At 51.8% G+C, this 26,374-nt stretch carries 21 protein-coding genes and 1 tRNA gene; 12 read left to right on the plus strand and 10 right to left on the minus strand.

Going from position 1 to position 26,374, the window contains the following annotated elements:
* The first annotated feature begins 282 nt into the window (after positions 1-282).
* Positions 283-1,044 carry a hypothetical protein gene (locus IPM52_11800; GenBank protein MBK9292293.1) on the plus strand — a complete coding sequence of 254 codons (762 nt, stop codon included), beginning with the start codon at positions 283-285 and terminating at the stop codon, positions 1,042-1,044.
* A gap of 84 nt (positions 1,045-1,128) precedes the next feature.
* Here the strand turns inward: IPM52_11800 and IPM52_11805 are convergent, their stop codons facing one another.
* The 8 genes from IPM52_11805 to mce all read right to left on the minus strand — a co-directional run bounded on the left by IPM52_11805 (position 1,129) and on the right by mce (position 7,217).
* Positions 1,129-1,329 carry a DUF1289 domain-containing protein gene (locus IPM52_11805; protein MBK9292294.1) on the minus strand — a complete coding sequence of 67 codons (201 nt, stop codon included), beginning with the start codon at positions 1,327-1,329 and terminating at the stop codon, positions 1,129-1,131.
* A 45-nt stretch (positions 1,330-1,374) separates the two neighbouring features.
* Positions 1,375-2,337: a hypothetical protein gene (locus IPM52_11810; protein MBK9292295.1), complete on the minus strand. Its 963-nt coding sequence runs from the start codon at positions 2,335-2,337 to the stop codon at positions 1,375-1,377.
* Positions 2,338-2,347: 10 nt separating this feature from the next.
* Entirely contained in the window at positions 2,348-2,956 is a 609-nt protein-coding gene (udk, locus tag IPM52_11815; protein MBK9292296.1) for a uridine kinase, read from the minus strand.
* A gap of 95 nt (positions 2,957-3,051) precedes the next feature.
* A complete protein-coding gene (locus IPM52_11820; protein ID MBK9292297.1) occupies positions 3,052-4,323 on the minus strand; it encodes a sodium ion-translocating decarboxylase subunit beta in 1,272 nt (423 codons plus the stop codon).
* Between the two features lie 89 nt (positions 4,324-4,412).
* Complete coding sequence (locus tag IPM52_11825; protein MBK9292298.1) at positions 4,413-4,844, minus strand: biotin/lipoyl-binding protein; 432 nt, start codon at positions 4,842-4,844, stop codon at positions 4,413-4,415.
* A gap of 10 nt (positions 4,845-4,854) precedes the next feature.
* Positions 4,855-5,223: an OadG family protein gene (locus tag IPM52_11830; GenBank protein MBK9292299.1), complete on the minus strand. Its 369-nt coding sequence runs from the start codon at positions 5,221-5,223 to the stop codon at positions 4,855-4,857.
* Positions 5,224-5,235: 12 nt separating this feature from the next.
* The gene (locus IPM52_11835) at positions 5,236-6,795 is read right to left on the minus strand and encodes an acyl-CoA carboxylase subunit beta (protein MBK9292300.1); all 1,560 of its coding nucleotides are present in this window, start codon (positions 6,793-6,795) and stop codon (positions 5,236-5,238) included.
* An 11-nt stretch (positions 6,796-6,806) separates the two neighbouring features.
* A complete protein-coding gene (gene mce, locus IPM52_11840) occupies positions 6,807-7,217 on the minus strand; it encodes a methylmalonyl-CoA epimerase (GenBank protein ID MBK9292301.1) in 411 nt (136 codons plus the stop codon).
* A gap of 157 nt (positions 7,218-7,374) precedes the next feature.
* On the opposite strand from mce, the gene IPM52_11845 reads away from it, so the two are divergent.
* A complete protein-coding gene (locus tag IPM52_11845) occupies positions 7,375-8,901 on the plus strand; it encodes a VCBS repeat-containing protein (protein MBK9292302.1) in 1,527 nt (508 codons plus the stop codon).
* Here the strand turns inward: IPM52_11845 and IPM52_11850 are convergent.
* On the minus strand, positions 8,891-10,156 hold the full coding sequence (locus IPM52_11850) for an aspartate kinase (GenBank protein MBK9292303.1): 1,266 nt from the start codon (positions 10,154-10,156) through the stop codon (positions 8,891-8,893). The genes IPM52_11845 and IPM52_11850 overlap by 11 nt on opposite strands.
* 92 nt (positions 10,157-10,248) lie before the next feature.
* On the opposite strand from IPM52_11850, the gene fbp reads away from it, so the two are divergent.
* From fbp to IPM52_11880, 6 genes are all read left to right on the plus strand, one after another.
* The gene (gene fbp / locus IPM52_11855) at positions 10,249-11,283 is read left to right on the plus strand and encodes a class 1 fructose-bisphosphatase (protein MBK9292304.1); all 1,035 of its coding nucleotides are present in this window, start codon (positions 10,249-10,251) and stop codon (positions 11,281-11,283) included.
* 236 nt (positions 11,284-11,519) lie between these two features.
* Positions 11,520-12,047, plus strand: a complete 528-nt coding sequence (gene nuoE, locus IPM52_11860; protein ID MBK9292305.1) for an NADH-quinone oxidoreductase subunit NuoE — start codon at positions 11,520-11,522, stop codon at positions 12,045-12,047.
* Positions 12,048-12,049: 2 nt separating this feature from the next.
* Entirely contained in the window at positions 12,050-13,840 is a 1,791-nt protein-coding gene (locus IPM52_11865; protein MBK9292306.1) for an NADH-quinone oxidoreductase subunit NuoF, read from the plus strand.
* Positions 13,841-13,861: 21 nt separating this feature from the next.
* Positions 13,862-17,560 carry a molybdopterin-dependent oxidoreductase gene (locus IPM52_11870; GenBank protein MBK9292307.1) on the plus strand — a complete coding sequence of 1,233 codons (3,699 nt, stop codon included), beginning with the start codon at positions 13,862-13,864 and terminating at the stop codon, positions 17,558-17,560.
* A gap of 138 nt (positions 17,561-17,698) precedes the next feature.
* Positions 17,699-19,501: a hypothetical protein gene (locus IPM52_11875; GenBank protein MBK9292308.1), complete on the plus strand. Its 1,803-nt coding sequence runs from the start codon at positions 17,699-17,701 to the stop codon at positions 19,499-19,501.
* 326 nt (positions 19,502-19,827) lie between these two features.
* Entirely contained in the window at positions 19,828-22,308 is a 2,481-nt protein-coding gene (locus IPM52_11880; protein ID MBK9292309.1) for a S9 family peptidase, read from the plus strand.
* A gap of 152 nt (positions 22,309-22,460) precedes the next feature.
* Here IPM52_11880 and IPM52_11885 read toward each other — a convergent pair.
* Positions 22,461-22,532: transfer RNA gene (locus IPM52_11885), tRNA-Met, on the minus strand.
* Positions 22,533-22,610: 78 nt separating this feature from the next.
* Here IPM52_11885 and era point away from each other — a divergent pair.
* From era to IPM52_11905, 4 genes are read left to right on the plus strand one after another with little or no spacing between them, the layout of a single operon-like run.
* The gene (gene era, locus IPM52_11890) at positions 22,611-23,498 is read left to right on the plus strand and encodes a GTPase Era (GenBank protein ID MBK9292310.1); all 888 of its coding nucleotides are present in this window, start codon (positions 22,611-22,613) and stop codon (positions 23,496-23,498) included.
* 17 nt (positions 23,499-23,515) lie between these two features.
* Positions 23,516-24,820 (plus strand): ribosome biogenesis GTPase Der, encoded by a 1,305-nt coding sequence (gene der, locus IPM52_11895; protein ID MBK9292311.1) that lies wholly within the window; start codon positions 23,516-23,518, stop codon positions 24,818-24,820.
* Positions 24,817-25,200 (plus strand): RNA-binding S4 domain-containing protein, encoded by a 384-nt coding sequence (locus tag IPM52_11900; GenBank protein ID MBK9292312.1) that lies wholly within the window; start codon positions 24,817-24,819, stop codon positions 25,198-25,200. Before der ends, IPM52_11900 begins: the two co-directional genes overlap by 4 nt.
* A complete protein-coding gene (locus tag IPM52_11905; protein MBK9292313.1) occupies positions 25,197-26,216 on the plus strand; it encodes an endonuclease/exonuclease/phosphatase family protein in 1,020 nt (339 codons plus the stop codon). Before IPM52_11900 ends, IPM52_11905 begins: the two co-directional genes overlap by 4 nt.
* Positions 26,217-26,374 lie beyond the last annotated feature (158 nt).

The following is a 26,374-nucleotide window of genomic DNA, read 5'->3' on the forward strand; positions in this document are numbered from 1 at the left end:
GTTTGGCAGTCAACCAGAGAGCAATGTAAATTATTTTCGCAAAAAATGCCTGAATGGCATCCTCTAAAGTTGAACCTGGTTTGATATATTTAATTTTGAAAAAAACAGTTTTCCTGCCATTATTTACATACCAATCAACTGATAAACAGCACTAAACATCAGTTCTCCTGTTTCTAAGGGAAAGATATTAGCGCATTTATTTAAGTTTTATTTTGTAATTTTTATTTTGATAATGTTGATTTATTTGTTTTGCATATTATTTTTGTGCAAAATTTTTACGCTATGAAGTTCCCGACAAAATTAAACGAGTTAGACATCATCGACTTACTGAATGAATACCACTCCGAGCTGCGCAAGCTGAAGCAGAAAATGGTATTTGTAAAAACAAAGATTGCTGAACTGGAAAGTATGCTCGAGGGCATCAAAGCCAAATCAAAGGGCAGGAAGGCCGAAGCTGCTGAGGACGAAGATACGGACATGGATGCGACAGCTCCGGCTTCTGACGTTCAGATGGAGGCTCCTAAGAAACGCGGCCGCAAGCCCAAGGTTAAAGAGGCGCCCGAAGCCGATACAAATCAGACAGAGACACAGCCGAAGCAGCGACGCCAGCGTGAGCTTTCAGCCTGGGACATGATGGTGATCGACAGCCTTCGTGAAAAAGGCAAAGCAATGGCCAGCGGTGAGCTCTACACGCTCCTGGAGGCCAAGGTGCAAGAAGCAGGCATGTTTGAGTCGGAGGAAAAGCTTCGGTTCAAACTCAATCAGATTCTTGTGAAGCTCACCGGAAGGCGCTCCGAACTTGCCAAAGTAGCTTATCCCGGCCGAGGGTTCGCCTACGCCCTTCCGGAATGGCTGAACGAAAAGGGCAAACTGCTCAAGGAATTTATGTTCGAGAAAGAAAAGAAGGCCAAAAAACCGGGCAGGAAAAAGAAAGCCAAGGCCGAAAAGAAAGCCAGACCGGCAACGGAAGGTAAGCGGCGTGGACGCAAGCCAAAAATTCAGCCCGAGCCTGCTCCGGAATCACCGGCCGAAGTGGCAGAATAACAATATTTCAGGGTATTGAAAAAGGCTGCCTCGCTTGCGGGGCAGCCTTTTTCTATGGATTGCGTCCTTTCTTATGGAGCAGGATCAACCAAAGCCGTAATACCCTCCGCCACCTTTTTCCTCGCGGCGTTTGGCAATGATTTCGAGTATTTTGAGCTTCTGATCGTCAGTATAACTGTCCCAGTTTGCCACTTCTTCCGCCGATCGGTAACAACCTACACAGATCATTTCTTCGTCGTAGGTGCAGATCAACTGGCAAGGTGATTTTATTTTCTTTTTATTCATCTTTTTTCGTTTAGTTAACGCTAAACAAGCGCTCAGAGGCTTTGTTCAAAAACGGTTGATTGTTAATACAGCTATTCCTTTGCTTTTCGTGCCAATCCAGATCTTACCGTCTTTATCCGTGGCCAAGCAGGTTATCCAGTTCTCAGGAAGACGCTCCTTGGTGGTATAGGTTATCCACTTGGTGCCATCGAATACCGAAAGCCCGTTGGGTGTACCAAAAAAAATGCGTTGATTTTTGTCTTCGGTAATGGCGTTTACACGGTTAAAAGCCAGCCCGTCGTTCATGGAGTAATTGACGTAGGATTGTCCGTTGAACACTGTCACACCCGCCAAATGCCCGAACCAAATGCGCGAAAGTGCGTCGTTGTACATGCTGACCACAAACGAGGCCAGGTTGTCGTTGACCAGGAAGGTGAGCCAGTTGCCTGCCTTGTAGCGACTTACGCCGAATTCGGTGCCAAACCATTTGTTTTGTTCATTATCTACGATTACACTGCGTACAATGTTGTGCACCAGCGCGCTGCCATTAACCTTCTGCAAATGAATCCATGTTTGCCCGTCGAAATGATTCACGCCAAAGCCCGTGGCCACCCAGGGTTTATTGTTGGCATCCACGGCAATATCGTACACGTAGTTGTATGCAAGACCGTTGCTGGTGTTAAAGTTTTGCCAGTTACCATTGCTGTACCTGCTCACGCCGAAAGGCGTCCCGAACCAGACCACATTGTCGCTGCCAATAGCCACCGAGGTCACTTCGTGGTGAATCAATCCCTGCGGGGTATTGAAGCTTTGCCAGTTTTGCCCGTCGAAACGCGAAACGCCAAACTCGGTGGCCACCCATAATGCTCCGTCGGGGCCAAAGGCCAGATCGTTGACATTGTTGCTCACCAGCCCGTCTTTGGCGGCATAATAGGTAAGTTGCAGTGTGGACTGCAAGGGTTCTTTGGGGCCGCACCGTGTGAACAACAACGGCAGCGCAAGCAATATGGTAAGGCGTAAAGTCTTCATAAATAAGGAGTTAATCGAGGTTCATGCGGATACGCGAAGCTACAATATCTATGGCTACCTGGTTTGCACCTCCCTGCGGTATGATGATGTCGGCAAAACGCTTTGTGGGATCAATAAACTGCAGGTGCATGGGCTTTACAAAAGTTTCATAATGTCGCAGCACATCCATAAAAGATCGTCCGCGTTCTTCGATATCGCGCTGGATAATGCGCATCAGGCGGTCGTCGCCATCGGCGTCCACGTAAATTTTGATATCCATTCTCTGGCGCAGCTGTTCGTTGGTCAATATGAGTATGCCTTCGACGATCACAACTTTTGTGGGTTGTACAGGAATTGTTTCTTTCGAACGGGCGCAGGTCACATAGGAGTAAATAGGCATTTGGATGGTATGCCCTTGCCTGAGCTGGTCGAGGTGTTCGATGAGCAGTTCAAATTCGATGGAAGAGGGATGGTCGAAATTGATTTTTTTGCGTTCCTCAGCGCTCAGGTGGCCGTTGTCTTTGTAATAAGAATCCTGTGAAATTACAGAAACTGAGCTATTTGGAAGTGCTCTGATGATTTTTTTGACCACAGTAGTTTTGCCCGAACCCGAGCCGCCCGCAATCCCGATAACAAGCATAGAAGGGTTGTTACAATTCGGAGGGTAAAGTTAAACATAGATTAACGCTCTGGCAAACGGAAAATTAAAAACCCCGGTAAGCCGGGGTTTTTGGTTCAGAGCAGAAAACTCATCATAATACCTGCGGCCACCGCAGAGCCTATTACGCCGGCCACATTGGGCGCCATGGCATGCATGAGCAGGTGATTGGAAGGATCGTTTTTCAGCCCTTCCATCTGCACCACCCTGGCGCTGTCGGGCACGGCCGACACACCTGCCGCACCCACGAGGGGATTGATGCGGTTGTCGGCGGGTAAAAACAGGTTCATTACCTTGGCAAACAATACGCCACCGGCTGTGGCAACCATAAACGAGACTGCGCCAAGGGTGAAAATCAGAATGGAATCGGACGTGAGAAATATGTCGGCCTGTGTCGAGGCACCCACAGTTACGCCCAGCAATATGGTGATGATGTCGATGAGCGAAGTACGGGCCGTGTCGGCCAGTCGCTTGGTCACCCCGCTTTCTTTCAGGATGTTACCGAAGAACAACATGCCCAGCAACGGCAGTGCACCAGGCGAAATAAAGGTGGTGAGGATGAGTCCGACAATAGGAAACATGATCTTTTCGAGCTTGCTTACCGAGCGTGGGGGTTTCATGCGAATCAACCGTTCTTTTTTGGTGGTGAGCAACCGCATGATGGGCGGTTGGATGACAGGTACCAGTGCCATGTAGGAATAGGCTGCAATGGCGATGGGTCCGATCAGGTTTTTTGTTTCATATCCATGCACTATGCCGCCATTGGCCAGTTTTGACGAAAGAAAAATAGCTGTGGGGCCATCGGCACCTCCGATGATGCCTATTGAACCGGCCTCAGGCAGGTTGAAGCCTACATATAATGCGCCTATAAACGTGAGAAAGATACCCAATTGTGCAGCAGCTCCCAAAAGCATGAGCCTTGGACTGGAAATCAGGGATGAAAAATCGGTCATGGCACCGATACCCAGGAAAATAAGGGGCGGATAAATGCCTTTGGTTACACCGTAATACAAATAATTGAGTACACTTCCTTCCTGATAGATACCCAGCTGAAGATTGATTCCTCCGTCCTGATAAAAAGGGATATTACCAATAATGATGCCAGTGCCTATGGGCACCAGGAGCAAGGGTTCGTAATCATACCTTATGGCAAGGTAAATAAAGAATAACCCCACCACAATCATCAGGAGGTTGCCCCTAGTCGCATTGCGAAATCCTGTAAAAGTGATGAATTTGCTCACTCCTTCCACGGTCTTGTCCAGGGCAAAACGGAGGAAAGAGACGCTTTCGGTTTTGTTGCTTTGTGCAGCAACGGATGCCGACGACTGTGTGAAGGCATTCTCGGCCATGCCAGGTACCTGTGTGACCACAAGATTGAGCATGGTGAGCACAAATAGTACTGCCAGCACGACAAAAGCACGTTTTGTTGTCATAAGTCTTACTCCATTTCAATGAGCAGGTCGCCCTGCAGTACGTTGTCGCCCAGATTTACTTTAACAACTTTAATGATCCCGTCTTTCTCGGCCAACAGGTTGTTTTCCATCTTCATAGCTTCGTAAACGAGCAGTTTCTGGCCGCGTTTTACCTGGTCTCCCGGCTTAACCAGAATCTGGATGATTTGTCCCGGGAGCGGAGCTACGATCTTAGAAAGGCGGGCCTCGGCCCCGGCCTTTATTTTTACATTTTCAGCGTTCGGATTGTTTGTAATGGCCGAGCGTACCAGGATGGGTGTTTTCGATTCAACCTTTTTTCGCTCGATTTCCACCTGGTATGGTGTGCCATTAACTTCAATCTCAGCCAGGTTGCCTTCGATGCGGAGCACTTCTACCTCGTACTCGTTTCCGCGTATGGTGAATTTGAAATTACGCATATTCTTTTGATTATCTGGGGAGGTTTCTTAATCCGTAAATCTTAGAACTCCAAGGTGAATAGGTTCTGGAAACTTTTCTGATGGTGAGCACATTGCTCTCGTCGTCGTGCAGTTGTGTTGACAGATACAAAGCAAGACCGATGGCTGCAATCACGTCGCCCGGGATGCGCAGGTCTTTGTTTTCTTCTCCTTTTGCAAGTTTTCCCTGGCGTTTGAGCTTATCTTTGATGCGCATGTTGAGCACTTTCGACAGCAGCTCGAAAAACCAGTAAAGCAGCAGCAGGGCTACAAACACAATGAGGTAACCCACAATCGAAACCACAATGCTTTCGATAATGGTGGTTTCGGGCACAACATTAAATTCGGTGAGTGTCAGCATGGCCTGGACAGGTTAGAGTGGGATGTTGGAGTGTTTTTTTGGCGGATTGGTATCCTTTTTGGTTGCCAGGGCCTGCAGGGCACGGATCACGCGGAAGCGTGTATTGCGGGGTTCAATCACATCGTCGATATAGCCATATCGGGCAGCTTCGTACGGATTGGCAAATTTCTCGCGGTATTCTTCCTCTTTTTTACGGATAAAAGCAGCGCGTTCTTCGGGGTCTTTGATTTCGAGTATGGTACGTCCCTCGAGTACCTCGATGGCGCCTGCCGGCCCCATCACGGCAATTTCGGCCGAAGGCCAGGCGTAGTTGATGTCGCCCCGCAGTTGTTTTGAGCCCATCACGTCGTGGGCACCGCCATACGATTTGCGCAGGGTCACGGTGACTTTTGGCACTGTGGCCTCACCGTAGGCAAAGAGCAGTTTTGCGCCATGTATGATGATGCCGCCGTATTCCTGTGCGCTGCCGGGCAAAAATCCGGGTACGTCAACCAGCGTCACAATGGGGATGTTGAAGGCATCGCAGAACCTGACAAAACGGGCCGCCTTGCGCGAAGCATCAATGTCGAGTACGCCGGCCAGGTAATTGGGCTGATTAGCCACAATGCCCACGGGCATCCCGTTGAATTTGGCGAATCCTATGACGATATTGCGGGCAAAGTTGCGCTGTATTTCAAGGAATTCCCCATAATCCACAATAGCGTGGATTACATCTTTCACATCATAGGGTTTGTTGGGATTGTCGGGGATGATCTGGTTGAGCGAATCTTCGAGGCGATTGATGGGGTCGGTGCACTCCGACAGTGGCGGGTCTTCCAGATTATTCTGTGGGATATATTGCAACAGCTTGCGAATGAGCATCAGGCCTTCCTGCTCGTTCTCGACCACAAAGTGCGTCACGCCCGACTTGGTGCCATGCACCCATGCCCCGCCAAGGTCTTCGACCGAGATGTCTTCGCCGGTAACGGTTTTTGTCACTTTAGGACCGGTGACAAACATATAGCTCGAGCTTTCGCTCATCATCACAAAATCGGTCAAAGCGGGCGAATACACTGCGCCTCCGGCACAGGGGCCAAAAATGGCCGAGATCTGAGGCACAACGCCTGAAGCCATGATGTTGCGCTGAAAAATTTCGGCATATCCGGCCAAACTGCGCACCCCTTCCTGAATGCGAGCTCCGCCGCTGTCGTTGATGCCGATGATGGGCGCACCCACTTTCATGGCCTGATCCATCACCTTGCAGATTTTAGCCGCAAAGGTCTCGCTAAGCGAACCCCCAAACACGGTGAAATCCTGCGAAAACACATATACCACACGCCCGTCTATGGTGCCGTGCCCGGTGACCACCCCGTCGCCAAGATATTTCTGATCGCCCAACCCAAAGTCCTCGGTGCGATGCGTCACAAACATATCAAACTCTTCAAAACTGCCCTCATCGAGCAGCAGCTCAATGCGCTCCCTGGCAGTGAGTTTTCCCTTGGCATGCTGTGCAGCAATGCGTTTCTCGCCGCCGCCTTTGCGTGCCTCAACGCGCTTATCGAGCAGCTCCTGAATCTTCGATTCAATTGACATGATATGGGGGATTATTTGTTTTTATCTTCACACAATTCCGTTAGCACCCCGAAGGTCGATTTGGGATGCAAAAAGGCAATGTGCAGGCCTTCGGCACCTTTGCGGGGCTGCTCGTCAATCAGCCTGATGCCTGCATTGCGTGCCTCGTCGAGCGCCTGCTCGATGCCTTGCACAGCAAATGCAATGTGATGTATGCCTTCGCCTTTCTTTTCAATAAACTTTCCCACAGGCCCCTCAGGGTCGGTGCTCTCAAGCAGCTCTATTTTCGTCTGCCCAACCATGAAAAAGGCCGTTTTCACTTTCTGATCCTTCACTTCTTCTATTGCGTAGCATGGCGTGCCCAACAGGGTCTCATAAAACGGAATGGCCTCGCTCAGGCTCTTCACTGCTATTCCAATGTGTTCAATGTGAGTGGGTTTCATATTATATGTGTATTTGTGAAATTTTTCACAAAAGTAGGGTTTTATTCTTTATTTGAGGTGTATTATTACAGCCCATTCGGCGTTTTCAACAGGCCTGTGTTGAAATTTAGAATATTTCTACATACGATAGGGCGGCAATTTGAACGAACTTCGGAGCATGATTAGGAGTACTCTATTGTTATTCAGCTTGTTGCCATTGTTAGCCGGTGCACAGCAGTTTACCGATGTGCGTGCCGGTCTGGTCGGAATTGCACACAGCTCTTCCATGTGGATTGATGCCGACCGCGATGGTGACCTGGATATTGTTGTTTCGGGCCAGGCCGGGCAAAACAGGCAACAGACCCGCACGCTTTATTACCGCAATGAGCGCAACGACCGCTTCGAAGCGGCGGCCTCGGGCTTGCCCGATTTCAACAAGGGGGGCATTGCCCGTGCTGATGTGGACCTTGATGGGATTGAAGACCTGGCCATCACAGGCGAACTGGCCGATAGTCGAAGTTTTACTGCCATTTACCGCGGCCTGCCCAACGGTAAATTTGAATTGCTCAGCAACAACTTTGTGCCGCTGAAGCACAGTTCGGTAGCTTTTGCTGATGCCGATGGCGATGGCGACCCCGACCTGCTGCTGAGTGGTATGGGACCCAACGGACCCTTGACCCTCATCTATCGCAACGACCGTGGCGGAAGGTTCACAGGCATTGATCACCGCATACCCGGGCTGATGGGGGGCGATGCCAAATGGATTGACTTTAACATTGATGGCCTGCCGGATATCATGATCAGTGGCACAGCTGCCAATGGCGCACCTGTAAGCATGTTGTTTCGTAACAATGGCAAATTCAGTTTCACGCAGGTTGCCACCAGTTTTGTCGGACTTTCACAGAGCCATATTGCCGTGGGTGATTACGATAATGATGGCGATCCGGATATCCTGCTCATGGGACGTGATGCTTCCGGAAACGGACGTACCATCCTGTACAACAATACCAACCGACAGGGAGGCTTTGCTGTGGTATCTGCCGGCATTGTGGGAGTGTGGGATGGATTTGCCGACTGGGGCGACTTTGACCTCGATGGCGACCTCGACCTGCTGATCAGCGGACGAAGCAGCAACGGGCCTGTTTCAAAAGTTTATCGCAACGACCGAAACAACAGGTTCACCGAAATCAACTCAGGCATCATCCCGCTCTACAACAGTTCGGGCCAATGGGGCGACTACGACCTCGACGGCGACCTCGATATCCTGATTGCAGGCCTGAGCGAAAACGGACAGCCCATCGCCAGGGTTTACCGCAACAATGCCATCGAAATACAACAGACAGCCAGGGTGGTGCGTCGCGAAACCATCACTACACCGGCATTTGTCGATCCCGGACCACCGCCATCCAGGCCACGGGCCGAATACTTCTACGTGTACAGCTCGGCATATGCCGATGTGCACCAGACGGGCAAAAAAGACTATTACCTCTTTATGGGACCGGTGAAAAAATGGCCGGGATCATACATTCTTGAAGAGAAATTCAACGAAACGATTATCCGCACCTATCCCACATGGGGGCGCATCGATCAGGGCAATATCATCCAGAATGGTTTTCTGACAAAAAGCGAAGCCGACAAGTCAAGAACCCGGATGATGCACGAATACCGCACAAAAGGGTTTAATGTGGTGGAAATCAACTATTAACCCGCATCACCAGCTGTAAGGTGGCCCGGCTGCGCTGCTCGAGCAGCACCTGACCTTTGTGCGAAAACTCAACGGCAAGCTGCTCGTTGTAATGCCTGATGGTGAAAAGCGTCAGTCCCTCATTGTAACGTATCTCATAGGTGGGACCGAGCAATCTGAACAAATCTCCGGTTTTCAGGAGGTCCGTATCCAAGCAAACCGTCAGGCTGCGGGCCGAAGTTTGCATCACATTGATATTGATACCCAATTGGTGAAAAGTACCAAAAAGCTGATGCAGGTGCCATTCGTTCATGAGCGAAAAATCGCGTGGCCGGATGCTCATCAGTATCTGGTTTTCCTTGACAATGAAACAGGGCATGGCCCCATCGGAAGTGCGGTCGGCCGAGATGAGGCTGGGCGGGTCGAGTGGATTGACAAAGGATTGTACCTTTAAAGGTATCTGTTTGTTTTCGAGTGGTTTGATGGTTTTGGGGTGAATCACCGTGGCGCCGTAATAGGCCAGTTCGATGGCCTCGGAGTAGGAAATTTTTTCGAGTTTTCGGGCTTCGGGAAATCGTTTCGGATCGGCATTGAGCAGGCCGGGAACATCTTTCCAGATGACGACCTCGTCGGCATCCACACACCAGCCCAGGATGGCAGCTGTGAAGTCGGAGCCCTCGCGCCCCAGGGTGGTTGGTTGACGGTCGGGGGTGGCCCCAATGAATCCCTGCACCAGCAACAATTGATCTCCTGCACTTTCAAAAGCTTCCCTGACCTTGGCGGAGGTGGCGTCCCAATCGGGTTCGGCAGCCCTGAAGCGCCCGTTGGTGATAATCAGTTTGCGGGCATCGGCATGCTTGTGCGCAATGCCAATATGGTGCAGGTAGTGGCTGATGATGGTGGTGGATATCAATTCGCCATAGCTCACCGTGAGGTCGTAATGCGTATCGTATGGAAGATGAATGAGTTGCAGTTTGTCCCAAAGCTCATTCCAGAGCCTGGACAGCGCTGCGGATGCGGTATTGGTAGCTCCTCTGAAAAGCTCGCCGGCAATAACCTTATGGTAATTTGTCAGTTGTTCGAACACCTGAGACGTATCGGGTGATCCCTCCCTTGCCAGACGCAATATCTTTTCCAGTGCATTGGTGGTTTTGCCCATGGCCGAAACAACCACGATAAGCCTGTGGTTTGTGTTGGCGCTCAGGATATCGGTCATATTGCGCACCGCGCAGGCGTCTTTAACGGATGCACCTCCGAATTTGAAAACTTTGATCACCTTGTCCTACTTTGTTTTTTGGCTGCCAAAAGTACTACATTTGTTTTGAGCCTTTTTCCGGTCACGCACACAACAACCAAAACACATACATCATGAAAACACTTGTAGAATTTATCTGGGAACAGCAAAGCAATTTCGGGCAGGCCACGGGCGAATTTTCACGATTGCTCAACGATATCGGCATTGCTGCCAAAATTGTGAACCGCGACGTCAACAGGGCCGGCCTGGCCGGTGTGCTTGGTCTGGAAGGTACTACCAATGTGCAGGGCGAAAGCCAGAAAAAGCTCGACGTGCTGGCCAACAACGAGTTTATCAAAGCATTGCGCAATGGCAAGCAGTGTGCCGGCATCATCTCCGAAGAAAACGAGGAAGTGGTGGTATTCGACGAGACGACTACCCGCAATGCAAAATATATTGTGGCAATTGATCCCCTCGACGGCTCTTCGAATATTGAAGTGAATGTGCCCATCGGAACGATCTTTGCCATTTACCGCCGCAAATCGGTAGGCAGCACCATCACCATGGAAGATGTGCTTCAGGCTGGCACCGAGCTGGTGTGTGGCGGCTATGTCATTTATGGCTCTTCGACCATGATGGTTTACACCACAGGCAACGGCGTCAATGGTTTTACCTACGACCCCACCTGTGGCATCTTCATTCTATCGCACGAAAACATGAAAATCAAAGACCCTGGTAATATTTACAGCATCAACGAAGCCAACTATATTTACTTTCCCGAAGGTGTAAAACGTTATATCAAATACTGTCAAGAAGACGATCCTGCCACCGGTAGGCCCTATACCACACGCTACATCGGATCGCTCATTTCCGACTTTCATCGCAACCTGCTCCGGGGCGGTATTTACATCTACCCCGGCACAAAGAAAAACCCGGCCGGCAAACTGCGCCTGCTTTATGAATGTATTCCAATGGCTTTCATTGCGGAGCAGGCCGGCGCCAAAGCCTCCGATGGCTACCGCCGCATCCTCGACATCAAACCCGAACACATCCACCAGCGTACGCCCCTTTTTATCGGCTCCAAGTCGATGGTCGAAAAGGCCGAGGAGTTTATGGCCACCTACAGTCCCGAATTTATTGAAGCTTACGAAAAAGCCGAAAAGAGTTAGTGCTTAAGAAAGTCCGGTGAGTACGGGTTTTGCTTAGCCTGTCGCAAACAGGAAGTTGTTTGCATTCAGATTCATTATTTCCGCAACAAAATACTGAGCAAACAGCTGGTTTTCAGTGTTTTGGGTTCATTCCTTATTTAGATTGCGTATAAATTTTGTTGCACAGGCTGTTGCCTGGGTCAGTGTAGGGTATTAACCAATAATTTAGGCTACTCAACGTCTAAAAGCCACAATTTATGCGCATTCAGAGGCAATTGACCAGAACCCGGCCTCAGCCGGGTGATTCGCCCGACCTGGAGCAGCTCAGGCAACTGCTGGCGGATCAGCCCACCGACAGCAGCAAGCTTATCCCCCTGTTGCAGGCCACCCAACAGATGTATGGTTATATCCCCGGGCAAGCTTTTGCGATGATCTCGGAGGCCACAGGGGTTCCGGTATCCGATATTTACGGTGTGGCTACTTTTTATGCACAGTTCAGGCTCAAGCCTGTCGGAAAGCACATTGTGAAAGTATGTCATGGCACTGCCTGCCATGTGCAAAATGCCAATGCCATTACCGATGCGCTCAAGGAGGCTTTGCAGATAGAAGAGAATGAAACCACGCCCGACGGCATGTTCACCCTCGAATCGGTGGCCTGCCTGGGATGCTGTTCGCTTGCCCCTGTGATGATGGTTGGGGATGAAACCCACGGCAAACTGACCGGAAAAACGGCCACGCGCATCATCAAGGACATGAAAAACGACACCTGCCGCAAACAACAATAGTTATGGAAACCTCAGTTCAGAAACCAAGGGTGATAGTGGGCCTGGGAAGCTGCGGCATTGCTGCCGGAGCCGCCAAAACCTACGACAAATTGCAGCAATTGCTTTCGTCGCCCGAATTCGATTTCAGCCTCGAGCGCACCAGTTGTGTGGGCATGTGCTACAAGGAGCCTCTGGTAGAAATATGCGATAGCCACGGCCGCGTGATTTATGGCGATATGACGGCAGAGAAAGTAGAGGCAACGATTCGCAAACACTTCCTGGAGAATGAGATAGATAGAGAGAATGCGGTGAGTGCCGAAAAATTCGACGGCAGCGAAGACTATTTTTTCGCCGGACAGGTAAAAATCGCCCTTCGCAATTGTGGCATGATTGACCCAGAATCGCTCGAAGCTTCGGAACAGGCCGGCGCATACGCGGCTATAAAAAAGATTGTGCGCGAGGGCATTAGTCCGGCCGAGGTGATCCGCATGGTCACCGAGTCGGGACTGCGGGGCAGGGGAGGAGGAGGATTCCCCACCGGATTGAAATGGAAGTTTGCGGCCCAGAGCGAATCGGATGAAAAATACATCATCTGCAATGCCGACGAAGGCGACCCCGGTGCATTCATGGATCGCAGCCTGCTTGAGGGCGACCCCCATGCGGTGCTCGAGGGGATGATGATTGGCGGGTATGCCATTGGCGCTTCCAAAGGGTACATCTATTGCCGGGCCGAATATCCGCTGGCCATCAAACGCCTCAATATTGCCATTGTACAGGCACGCGACAAAGGTTATCTGGGCCGTCCGCTCGAAGGCAGCAACGGCTTCAGCTTCGACATTGTAGTCAAGGAAGGCGCAGGAGCATTTGTGTGCGGCGAGGAAACTGCCCTGATTGCCTCGATTGAGGGCAGGCGAGGCATGCCACGCAAGCGACCTCCATTTCCGGCTGTTTCGGGCCTATGGGGAAAACCTACCAACATCAACAACGTGGAAACCTGGGCCAATGTGCCCTGGATCATCAACCACGGCCCGGCGGCCTACGCCGCTTATGGCACCGAAAAGAGCAAAGGCACCAAAGTGTTTGCGCTTACCGGCAAGATACGTAATGGAGGTCTGGTGGAAGTGCCTATGGGCGTCACCATCAACGACATCATTTTCAAGTTGGGCGGTGGTATCAAAAGCGGCAAGGCGTTCAAGGCCGTGCAACTTGGCGGCCCTTCGGGCGGCTGCATTCCTGCCAGCCTTGGCCACACTCCTGTGGACTACGACTCGGTGAATGCCACCGGCGCCATTATGGGATCGGGTGGCATGGTGGTGATGGACGAAACCACCTGTATGGTTGACCTGGCCAAGTTTTTCCTGCATTTTACCCAGGAGGAATCGTGCGGCAAGTGTACCTTTTGCAGGGTGGGCACCAAACGCATGCTCGAGATTCTGGAGCGCATCACCGAAGGCAAAGGCCAGGCCGGGGACATTGAAACCCTCGAAACCCTTGCGGTGCAGATCAAAAACAACTCACTTTGCGGGCTGGGACAAACTGCACCCAACCCCGTGCTGACCACACTGAGGTATTTCCGCGAAGAGTATGAAGCCCACATACACGACCACCGTTGTCCAGCCAGGGTGTGCAAACCTTTGCTGCACTATCGCATCGACCCCGCCAGATGTACCGGCTGCACGGTATGTGCCGCCAAATGTCCGGCCGAGGCCATCAGCGGAGGTCGCAAAACCGTGCATCATATCAACCAGGAAGCCTGCATTCAATGCGGCGAGTGCTACCAGGTGTGCCGTTTCGAAGCTGTTGTGGTCGAATAACCAACCCAAAGCAATCTACCTATGAGTCAATATATCAACATCAAGCTCAACGGACAAACCGTCAGTGGTTTCGAAGGCGAGACCATTTACGAATGTGCCACCCGTCATGGCATCGAAATTCCCACCCTGTGCCACGATCCGCGTCTGGAGCCTTACTCCTCATGCTATGTGTGTGTGGTTGAGGTGGTTGGCATGCGCGGGCACCAGCCTTCCTGCTCCACCTACATCACTCCGGGCATGGAAGTGAATACCGAAACACAAGCTGTAAAAGAGGCCCGCAGGACGGCCCTTGAATTGCTGCTCAGCAACCACTACGCCGATTGCCTTGGGCCGTGCAGGCAAACCTGTCCGGCCGGGGTGGATGTGCAGGGTTATATCTCGCTCATCGACAAGGGGCGCTACAGCGATGCCATTGCGTTGATAAAAGAAACCAATCCCCTGCCCGCCATTTGCGGACGCGTGTGTGTGCGTCCGTGCGAAGCAGCCTGCCGACGCAACCTGATGGACGAAGGTGCTGCCGTGGGTATTGACTACCTCAAACGTTTTGCCGCCGACCGCGACCTCGAATCGCCTGAAAAGTTTGTGCCTGCACTCCAACCGCCAACCGGCAAAAAAGTAGCTGTCATAGGCGCCGGTCCCGGAGGTTTGTCGGCCGCATATTACCTCAGGCTCGAAGGTCACGAGGTGGATATTTTTGAGGCTGCACCTGCCCCTGGTGGCTGGCTGCGCTACGGTATTCCGGAATACAGGCTGCCCAACGACATCCTCGACAAGGAAGTAAAAAATATTACCGACCTCGGGGTGCGCATCCATTGCAACACAAGGCTGGGAAGCGATCTGAGCTACAAGAAGTTGCGGGATGATTTCGATGCCACCATACTCACCATAGGTTCGCAAAAAGGACTCAGCGTGGGCTGTCCGGGCGACGATGCCGGCAATGTGTTTCCGGGCATCGAGTTCCTCCGCAATATGGAGATGACCGGCCAGAAATATGATTTCCGGGGCAAAACAGTGGTGGTGGTGGGTGGAGGAAACACTGCCATGGACTGCTGCCGTACCTCGGTGCGTTGCAAGGCCGATAAGGTGTACGTGGTGTACAGACGTACAGAAAAAGAGATGCCCGCCAACCCCATCGAGATACATGAGTCGAAAATTGAAGGCGTGGAGTATCTCTTTCTGACCAATCCGGTGGAGATCCTCAAAAACGAACAGGGTGAGGTGGCTGCAGTGCGCCTCATCCGCATGGAGCTGGGCGAACCCGATGCCAGCGGACGCCGCCGCCCGGTGCCTGTGCCCGGCTCGGAATTCGAAATAAAAGCCGACATCGTGCTGGCTGCCATCGGACAAAAAACCGATGTCAACTTTATCGACGACATCAATGCCCATGCAGCTGAGGGTCAGCTCAAAATCAACCGTTGGGGCGATATTGATGCCGACAAGCGTACCCTCCGGACCGGCATCCCCTCGGTTTTTGCTGCAGGCGACGGCGTAAGCGGACCGGCCACCATCATCGAGGCCATAGCCCAGGCCAGAATCGCCGCCCGCTCGTGCCATCAATACCTCATGGGACTGCCAGTGGAGCCTGCTCCCAGGGAGTTCCTGAGCAAAAAGGATAACTTCAGAACCCAAAAGCCTGATGATTACAAACACCGCTTTCCGCATCAGAAACGGCAGGAAATGCCTGTGCTCGAAGCCCATCAGCGCGATGGGTTTGCCGAAGTAGAGCTTGGCTATGCCAATGAGTTTGTTGCCCAGATGGAGGCCAGCCGCTGCCTCGAATGCGGATGCACAGCCCTTTACAGCTGCGACCTGAAAAAACATTCTACCACCTATCAGGCTGACCAGAAGCGCTTTGCAGGCGACTTTCATGAGTTTGAGGTGGACTTTCGCCATCCTTTCATCGAAATCGACAACAACAAATGCATCCTCTGTTCGCGTTGCATCCGCATCTGCCGCGAGGTGAACGGCGCCGGGGCATTGGGTCTGGTCAACAGGGGATTTAAAAGCTATGTGGCCCCGGCATTGGAAAAGCCGCTTCAGGAAACTGACTGCGACAGTTGCGGCCTGTGCATTACGGCCTGTCCGACCGGAGCCATCATGGAAAATTACGACTACAAACCCGGCCCCTTGCCCCTCGAAACCATCGAAGCCATCGACATGTTCGGCTCCGAAGGCTACGAAGTCAACCTTCATCACTACAGAGGACGTTTCTACGGCGCTTCGCCCAGGCAGGGTGCACTCAACAGGATGAATCTGATCAACCGAAGGCAAATGTTTGGCTATAAGTTCTTTAGCCTTCCCGACAGGCTCACCGCTCCCCTCCTCCGACAGGGCGACAGCTGGAAAGCCATCAGTTTTGAGGAAGCCTATGACCTGATTGCGGAAAAAATCAGGGCAGTCAGGCCCGACGATAATGCCTTTTTCGGTGGTGCACGCCTCACCAACGAAGAGCTCTACATGATTCAGAAGCTCGCACGTGGCGGCGCTAAAACCAATAATGTATCCAGCTTCCACTACATGGGCAGGGGCGAAGGCTACTTCCACAATTCCAACGAAAATGCCGTGTATTGCGACATACGCGGCGCCTCGAAAATATTTGTGGCCGGAGCCAACCTGAATCTCGATCATCCGGTGATTAACCATCTGATATTCAATACAAAATACACCGAAGGACTCGAGGTTGTGCTCCTTACCACAAAACCCGACTGCTGGTTTGCCTCCAAAGCCGATAAGGTGGTGGCCGTGGAAAGCTACTTCTGGTTCATCAAGGCTGTGAACCACTATCTGATTCGCGAAAACCTCATCGACAGGCAGTTCATCGAAACCAGAACCGAAGGCTGGGAAGAATATCGCGACAGCATGCTGACCGACGATTTTGCCCGACTGGTACACTTTGCCGGAACGACCGAAGAAACCGTGATTAAATTCGCCAGGGAGTATCACGACGAGATGAGCAGCCTGCTCATCTTCGAGGAAAAGGAATTGTCGGCCAATGCCAGCATGGCCATGCACAACATGGCCATGCTTTGCGGAAAGCTGGGCAAAACCGCCAGCGGCCTCATTGCCCTGAAAGAAAAGGCCAACAGCCACGGCATTTTCAGCATGGGCGTTTGCCACAAAATTGGAGTGGATGCACAGCCCATACTTGACGAAGACCTGCAATACCGCATGCGGCGGCTTTGGAAAGTGGACGACCTGCCCTTTGCCATCAACAGTGTGTATAAGCACTTCGAAAGCGGGCGCATCCGCAATGCCTTCATCTTTGGCGAAGACCCTGCAGGTTGTGCATACGACAAAGGCCGGGTGCACGATGCCCTCGGACGCATCGATTTCATCGCAGTGCAGGACCTCTACATGAGCGAAACGGCCAGGCTTGCCCATCTGGTGCTGCCCGCATCCTTGCCATGGGAAATGGGAGGCACGTTTACCAATTCGCAGAAACGTATGCAGCCCATACGCAAACAACTGCAAGGCCCGCTGCTACACAACGCCTTTGAGCAATTGGTACAACTGCACAAACGCTTTGGCCTCAATGACATACGTACTTCCGAACAAGCCTTCACCGAGGCTATGGCGCTTGTGCCCAGGCGGGGCGAATACAAAGACCTTCACTTTGTGTATAAAAAGGCCGACAACACCAACCGCATGTACGATCATGGCTGCGACCTGCTGAGCAAGATGGTGGACGAAATGTTTCAAGAAAAGCTGGGTTGGTCATAAGCCAAAAATTCGGGAATTTTGTGCCCGGCAAACAGCTGAAATGCGCTTCGGCTTAGGAGGCCTGAACTGACTATGCTTAAAAATCTTTACCGCACAATATCATCCCGGATTGCCGGCAAAATCCCACCATTTTCCTTGGTGGCCATTGGCTTTATTGCATTTGCCATCACCCTGACCAACCTGAACAACGGCCGCTGGAAGAAACACGAAGACGTGGTGGCGCACGATGTGATTGGCTACTATTGCTACCTGCCGGCCGCTTTCGTTCATCACGATCTGAGCTTTTCGTTTGTGGGTCACGACCCTGAAAGCTGGATCGGCAAGATTCACGTGCACGAGTCGCCCACCGGAGGACGTTACATCAAGATGACCATGGGGTTGGCTTTGCTTTATCTTCCTTTTTTTCTGATTGGTCACCTGACCGCATGGCTGGGCGGCTGGCCCATGGACGGATTCTCGCCACCCTACATGTTTTGGCTGCAGTTTAGTGCATTGTTTTATCTGCTGGCCGGATTGTTTGCCCTGCGAAAAGTGCTGCTCGATTTTTTCGACGAGAAAATTACAGCCCTGGTTTTGCTTCTTATTGTGCTGGGTACCAATCTGTTTCATTATTCCACGCTGGAGGCGGCCATGTCGCATGCCTACAATTTCAGTTTGTTCAGTTTGTTCATTCTGCTTGGCATTCGATGGCACCGCCGGCCCGAACCTGTTGCCGCGCTCTGGCTGGGCATTGTTTCCGGGCTGATAGTACTCATCCGGCCCACCAACGGCATCATTGCCCTGTTTTTCATTCTCTGGAATGTGCAGGAGGCCGGCCTGATGGCGCGTATCCGGCTGTTTCTGTCCTACTGGCAGCATATCCTCATCATCCTTCTCGCGGCTTTCATTGTATTACTTCCACAGCTGTTTTTCTGGAAAGCCAACACCGGCAGCTGGCTCTTTTACTCTTACGGGGAGGAAGGCTTTTTCTTCGACCGGCCGCGCATTTGGCTCGGCCTGTTCAGCTACCGCAAAGGCTGGCTGATCTACACCCCCCTGATGCTTTTTGCACTGGCCGGCATCCCACTGTTGCGTAAAAAAGCCGGCGAATTCTTCTGGCCGATTGTCATCATGCTGCCTTTGCACATTTATATCATTTTCAGCTGGTGGGATTTTTCATATGGGGGCAGCTTTGGCGCCCGACCTATGATTGAGTTTTATACGCTGCTCAGCCTGCCCCTGGCTGCCCTGTTGTGGTGGCTGCGCAGAAATATGCTGTATTTCAGAGGGGTACTGATGGTGATGTTGCTGTTGGTCGGACTCAACCTTTTTCAGACCTTGCAGTACAAATATGGAATCCTCCATTTTGCTGAAATGTCGGGCAGGGCCTATTGGGCGAGTTTCGGAAAACTGAAGGTGGATCCAACTTATTACGACCTCATGGAGCCGCTTGATTATTCCCGGCTGATCAAGGGGGAGTATGCCACAAAGGTGAAACTCAGAAATTGGATTTACGACAGCGCTCACAACGATTTTGAGCAACTCAACGAAGCCGGAACCCACTACGTTTCACCGGATCGCTTTTACGAGTTTCTGGCCTTTGAAAGCCGCGACAGCGCCAAGGCACGCAGTGGAAGATTTTCGGCCCGTTTGCATCCTGACAATCCGTTTGCTTCGGGTATTGATTTTTTTGCAAATCCGGATGATCGTTTCGAAATCACCGTCTGGAAGAAACCTGCCTTTGGCAGTGGTGTGGTGGTAATTGCCGGCAAGAATGTAGATGCGCTTTACCGCTTGCAGGCACTGACCGATAGCGTTGACCAGCAGGGCTGGGGGAGGATGCGCCTCGAAATAACCATCCCGGAAACCGACAATAAAGTATTCCGTGTTTACCTCTGGAACAACGAGACCGACACTGTTTATATGGACGACCTGGTCATCAGGAAGCTAAAGAATCAGTAATTTCCCCATCTGTCGGGCAGCGGTTGCACCGCCGCCGCACTATTCGCAGCTGGCTATGGCTGATTTTGTCAGGAGACGGATTCCGGTAGCAGAAGTTCATACGAAATAATTATTACTGAGCGCTGCAGGTTAAATCTGTACCAGATATTTCGATGTTGATGTTTCCGCTGCCGAAGAATAGTCCAACAGTGTTCATATGGACGATCTGATCCTCCGTAAACTGAACAATCTGCAATCTCTGACGATTTAGTATTTACAAGGTGAAATATAGCTGCTACCTTGCGCTGCATTTTGTAGAGTGATCTTTTAATCAAAGGATTCGGGACATGACACAAGCAGAACAACAAAAGACAATTCTGAGCTCTACTTATTCCAGCTCGTTTGCTTACCCTTATGCTTTACTTGTTGCGGCCATGGCAATCATTTTTTTAAGTGGGGGGATAAGGGCACAAATCACTTACCAGATGCCGCCGGACGAAATTGTTGATCTGGTTGATGCACCTGCCACGCCGGGTGTAATGCTTAGTCCAAAAGCCGATCGGTTCCTAGTTGTTCAATATCCGGGGCTTGCGTCGGTTGACGAGCTGGCGGCTCCGGAGTTGCGTCTGGCCGGCATACGTATTAATCCTCTCACCAATGGTGCCAGCAGGGCGCGTTTTGCGAGCGGTCTCGAGCTTGGCGATATGACCGGTAACACTCCGGTGCCAGTCGGCGGTTTGCCACAGAATGCGCGCATCACCAACATCTCGTGGAGTCGCGACGGACAATACATTGCCTTTGTACACACAACCTCCACAGGGCTGGAGCTTTGGGTGGTTGAAGTAAGTACAGCCACTGCCCGCCGATTGGCCGATGGCCTCAACGGCGCCATGGGTGATACTTACACATGGTTGTCCGAAAATAAGTTGCTCTTCGCGGCCACACTTGCCAATCGGGGAGAGGCACCAGTGAGGCCGGCTGTGGCCACCGGGCCTGTAGTGCAGGAAAACATCGGGCGCCAGGCTGCTGTGCGCACCTTTCAGGATATGTTGCGCGACGCGTTCGACGAAGCCATTTTTGAGTATTATGCCAGCGCACGTTTGATGGTTTGCGACATTGACGGCAACAAACATCAGTTAGGCGAAGAAGGTCTGATCACCAGTTTCAGCCCCTCTCCCGACGGCAACTATGTTGTGCTGACATACCTGCAAAAGCCATTCTCCTACATTGTGCCATATCAGCGTTTTCCGCAGCGCGTGGTGTTGATTGATAAACAGGGAAATCTGGTCCGTACTTTGGCCGAAGTGCCGATGGCCGACAACCTGCCCCTTGGCTTTGGCGCTGTTAGGACCGGTGCGCGCAGTCACCAGTGGCGTGCCGATCAACCTGCCAGCCTTTACTGGGTAGAAGCCCTCGATGGGGGTGACCCGGCCCGCCAGACGGATTTCAGGGATCAGGTTTATTTTCTTTCAGCGCCATTTGAAGGCGAGGCATATAAGGCTTTTGCCCTAAAGTGGCGTTTTGGCGGTATCATCTGGGGGCATGATACCCTGGCTCTCGTGAACGAAATGTGGCCACGCACACGCCTGGTTAGGCTGATGACTTTCAATCCTTCGCAACCCACCAGGCAACCGAGATTGATTTGGGAACGCAGTTCGGAGGACAGGTACAACAATCCCGGCCGACCACAAACCATTCAGGGGCCTTTCGGACAACAGGTGCTGATGCTCGATAAAAGTGGTGGCAAAATGTTTCTTTTCGGCCAGGGAGCCTCACCTGAGGGCGACCGTCCGTTTGTGGACCAGTACGATTTGCGCACCGGACAATCGCAACGGTTATGGCAAAGTCGGCCACCATGGTACGAAAATCCGGTAGCCATCGTTAATCCCTCAAGGGGTAGCCTGATAATCAGGCGTGAGTCGAACGAGGTGCAACCAAATTTTTACCTGACCGAGCTAAAAAGCCGGAGACTGAGGCAACTCACCAGCTTTTCCGACCCTATGCCTCAACTGAAACGCTTGAACAAACAAATGATACATTACCAACGAGCCGATGGGGTGCCACTTTCGGGCATGCTGTATTTGCCCCCGGATTTCAAACCCGGTTCCGACAAGCCTTTGCCCGCCATCCTTTGGGCATATCCTCAGGAATTTAAGTCAGGCGATGCAGCTGGCCAGGTGAGCGGTTCGCCATATACTTATACACGAATCGGTGCCACCTCAGTGGTAATGTTGGCAACCCAGGGCTATGCTGTGCTCGATAATGCAAGTTTTCCCATAGTAGGCGAGGGCGATAAGGAACCTAACGACACCTTTGTGGAGCAGCTGGTGGCCAATGCCGAGGCCGCCATCAACAAACTGGTTGAAATGGGGGTGGCCGACAGGGACCGCATTGCCGTTTCGGGGCATTCCTACGGTGCATTTATGACAGCTAACCTGCTCACGCACAGCAACCTTTTTGCTGCAGGCATAGCCCGCAGTGGTGCATACAACCGCACCCTCACTCCATTTGGATTTCAAGGCGAGGAACGCACCTACTGGCAGGCCATGGAGACGTATCATAAGATGTCGCCATTTATGTTTGCCGATAAAATGAAAACTCCGCTTCTGCTGATTCATGGTGCCGACGACAACAATTCGGGCACATTTCCCATTCAAAGCGAAAGGTATTACGATGCCCTCCGCGGACATGGGGCCACGGTGCGCCTGGTCATGCTGCCCCACGAGAGCCATGGCTATGCCGCACGTGAATCGGTATTGCATATGCACTGGGAATGGCTGCAATGGTTGGATACGTACGTGAAAAACCGCACAAAATCAACTCCCTGAGAACCGGACATTACCCCTCGCAATCCTGATCCGGTGGGCTTAAGAGAAGGAAAACCTACCGCCCCTGGCGGGCACCTCCGCCTTAGGCGGATATGATCCCAACGCCGGTAAAAACAAAAAACCCGCTGCTTTCGCAGTGGGCTTCTTTCTTGTAGCGGGGGCAGGATTCGAACCTACGACCTTTGGGTTATGAGCCCAACGAGCTGCCTCTGCTCCACCCCGCAGTGTTTAACCTCTTTTAAAAGGGACTGCAAAATTAATTTTCGTTTCTTTGCAAAGCAAGTTTTTTAAGAAATTTTTTCATGAGTCACAAAGCCGGCTACGTCAATATCATTGGAAATCCCAATGTTGGAAAGTCAACCCTGATGAATATGCTGGTTGGCGAAAAGCTGTCGATAATCACTTCAAAGGCACAAACCACGCGTCATCGCATCCTGGGGATTGTTAACGATGACGACTACCAGATCGTTTTTTCCGACACCCCGGGCATCATCCACAAGCCGGCCTATAAGATGCACGAAGTGATGAACAGCTTCGTCAATACCGCCCTCATCGATGCCGACATCATCCTGTTTGTGGTTGATGTTACCGAAAAGACCGACCACAGCCAGACCATTAAACGCATTTCCGATACAGGAGTAAAGGTAATTGTTGCCCTCAACAAAGTGGATCTCATCACACAGGAGCAGGTGCAACAGCTCATCGCCCACTGGCAGCAGCTCATGCCCGGTGCAATCGTTGTGCCTGTAGCCGCTGCACATGGCTACAACATCGAGACCATCCGTCAGCACATTCTGGAGCTCCTTCCCGAGTCGCCCCCATATTTTCCAAAGGATGAACTCACCGACAAAAGCATGCGCTTTTTTGTGTCGGAGATCATCCGCGAGAAAGTGTTGCTCAACTACAAGCAGGAGATTCCCTATGCGGTTGAGGTAGCTGTGGAGAGCTACGAAGAAAGTGAAAGCCTCATCCGCATCAAGGCATTCCTGTTTGTGGCCCGCGAGTCGCAAAAGGCCATCATCATAGGCAAAGGGGGCGAAGCCATCAAAAAAGTGGGTATTCAGGCCCGACAGGATATTGAGGCTTTTGTCGGTAAAAAGGTGTTTCTGGAGCTCAGCGTGAAAGTGGTGAAAGACTGGCGCGACAACGAAAAAATCCTGAAGCGATTTGGTTACGAGCCCAATATGTGATTGAAAGTTAGGAGAATATGAGTATTGTAGCAATTGTAGGCCGGCCCAATGTCGGGAAGTCAACCCTTTTCAACCGCCTGGTGCAGTCGCGCCGGGCTATAGTGGAAGAAACAGCAGGCGTGACCCGCGACCGCCATTACGGCAGCAGCGACTGGAATGGGCGCAACTTTTCGGTTATCGACACCGGCGGTTATGTGCATGGTTCCGACGATATTTTTGAGGCCGAGATCCGCAAACAGGTGCAACTGGCCATTGACGAGGCCGACCTGATTTTGTTTGTGGTCGATGCCATAACCGGCATCCACCCACTCGATGAAGATGTGGCAACCATGCTCCGCAAAACTACCAAACCGGTGATGCTGGTGGTAAATAAAAGCGACAACAGTGCACGACTGAACGACGCACAGGAGTTTTATGCCCTCGGACTGGGCGAGATATTTCCGGTTTCGGCCATCAATGGAAGCGGTACGGGCGAGTTGCTCGACAAATTGGTTGAGATGCTTCCACCCGGCGAGCCGGAAGACCTGTCTGAAATTCCCAGAATAACTGTTGCAGGTCGGCCCAATGTGGGTAAATCGTCGCTGGTGAACACCCTTCTGGGCACCGAGCGCAATATCGTAACCCCCATAGCCGGCACCACCCGCGATGCCATCGACACCCGCGTAAAGCAGTTCGGAATGGACTTCATTCTGGTAGATACTGCCGGTATTCGGCGCAAGACAAAGGTTTCGGAAAATATCGAGTTCTACTCCGTGATGCGTTCCATCCGGGCCATCGAAAGCAGCGATGTGGTTATCCTGATGATTGACGCCACCGCCGGCCTCGAGGCACAAGACCTTAACATCCTGCGACTTGTAGTAAAAAACCGCAAAGGACTGGTGCTGGTGGCCAACAAATGGGACCTGGTAGAAAAAGAGTCGAACACGCTCAAACAATACGAAAATCAGATTCGTGAACGCCTGGCACCGTTTACCGATGTGCCGGTGGTCTTTACCTCAGTCATCGAAAAGCAACGTGTGCTCAAAGCCTTGCAGGAGGCCATGCGTGTGTACGAAAACCGCAAACGGCGCATCCCTACCTCCGAACTCAACGATGCCATGCTGCCCGTGATTGAGGCTGCTCCTCCACCGGCTACCGGTAGGGGTCAGTACATCAAAATCAAATATGTCACCCAACTGAAAACCCCTACCCCGCAGTTTGCCTTTTTCTGCAACTATCCCAGCGAAGTCAAGGAAAGCTACAAGCGATTCATTGAGAATAAGTTGCGCGAAAAATGGGACTTCTGTGGCGTGCCCCTTGAAATTTATTTCCGCGAGAAATGAACGACGATGTACGTATTGATAAATGGCTCTGGGTGGTCAGGCTGTTCAAAACACGCACCCAGGCCGGCGAAGCCTGCCGCGGTGGTAAAGTGAAAATTGGCGGTCAGTCGGTGAAACCCTCACGCGAAATCAAGGTGGGCGACATCATCGAACTCCAATGGAACCACATCAACCGCAAGGTACAGGTTAAACAATTGGGAACCAACAGGGTAGGAGCGGCCCTGGTGGAAAACTTTATGACCGACCTCACCCCAAAGGAAGAATACGAACGCCTGGAGCTGATGCGCCAGTTCAAAGCCGAACACCGGCCCCGGGGCACCGGCAGACCTACTAAAAAAGAACGTCGCATTATCGACCGCATCAAAGACACAGAATCATGAACCGGGCAATAGTTGCATTGCTTTTCGTGCTGGCCACGCTGGAGTTGTCGTGCCAGACGCACAAGCGGCTGCGAAAAACCGACGTTCACACCGTGGCATTTTACAATGTCGAAAACCTTTTCGACACCATCGACGACCTGCACACCCGCGACGAGGAATTCCTGCCTGCCGCACGAGTGGCCTGGAACACACAACGATATATGCGTAAACTCAACAACATCGCGCAGGTGATTGCCTCCATGGATACCCTTGATTTTCCGCATATCCTCGGCCTGGCCGAAGTGGAAAACAAGAATGTACTTAACGACCTGGTTGCGCAGCCACACCTTGCCAAAGCTGGTTACCAGATCATCCACGAGGACGACGATGATCCCCGTGGCATAGAGGTGGCCTTGCTTTACAGAGGCAGTTATTTCAAGCCTGTTTCGCATCAAGCCATTGAATTTCAGGATAGTGTGCCCGAACGCCATATCCTTTATGCAGCGCTGGTGAATGCGCACAACGATACCCTGCATGTGTATGTGAATCATTGGCGCTCGCGTGGGGGCGGACAGGAAATATCGGCCCCATGGCGCATCAGGGCAGCCAGCGCCCTGAGAAGGCATAACGACTCGCTCCTGCAACAAAAACCGAAAGCGCTGATTGTGGTCATGGGCGATTTTAACGACAACCCCACCGATGAGAGCATCGTACAACATCTGCTGGCTTTACCCTCCGACGAGGCCCTGCGCCGGCCCGAGGCCCTGGTCAACCTGGCTTCGGAAGCTTTTGCAGCCGGTCAAGGGACGCTCTACTACGACGGCTGGCACTTTTTCGACCAGATGATAGTGTCGCAACAACTGATGCATGGCAAACGCCTGCGCGTTGAAAGCTTTAGCCCCTTTACCCGTCCGTGGATGCTCTTTACCGACAGCCGGGGCGTACAACGTCCAAACCGCACGCGCTCGGGCTCCAGATATTTCGGCGGCTACAGCGATCACCTGCCGGTTTTGCTAAGGTTAAGTCGTATCAAGTAACAAACTGATCGCTCAGTAATAAACGATATTCTTTACGCCTCCTTTGGGTGAATAGTTTTTTCACGCAGTGATCGCAGAGAATAGCTCGCAAGGATCGCAGAGAAGTACCACAATAATGGATGAGCACTTTAACGTAATACCTTGGATTCTTTGCGTGC

It is taken from the genome of Bacteroidota bacterium, from assembly GCA_016715945.1.
In the GTDB taxonomy this organism is placed as follows: domain Bacteria; phylum Bacteroidota; class Bacteroidia; order Bacteroidales; family F082; genus JALNZU01.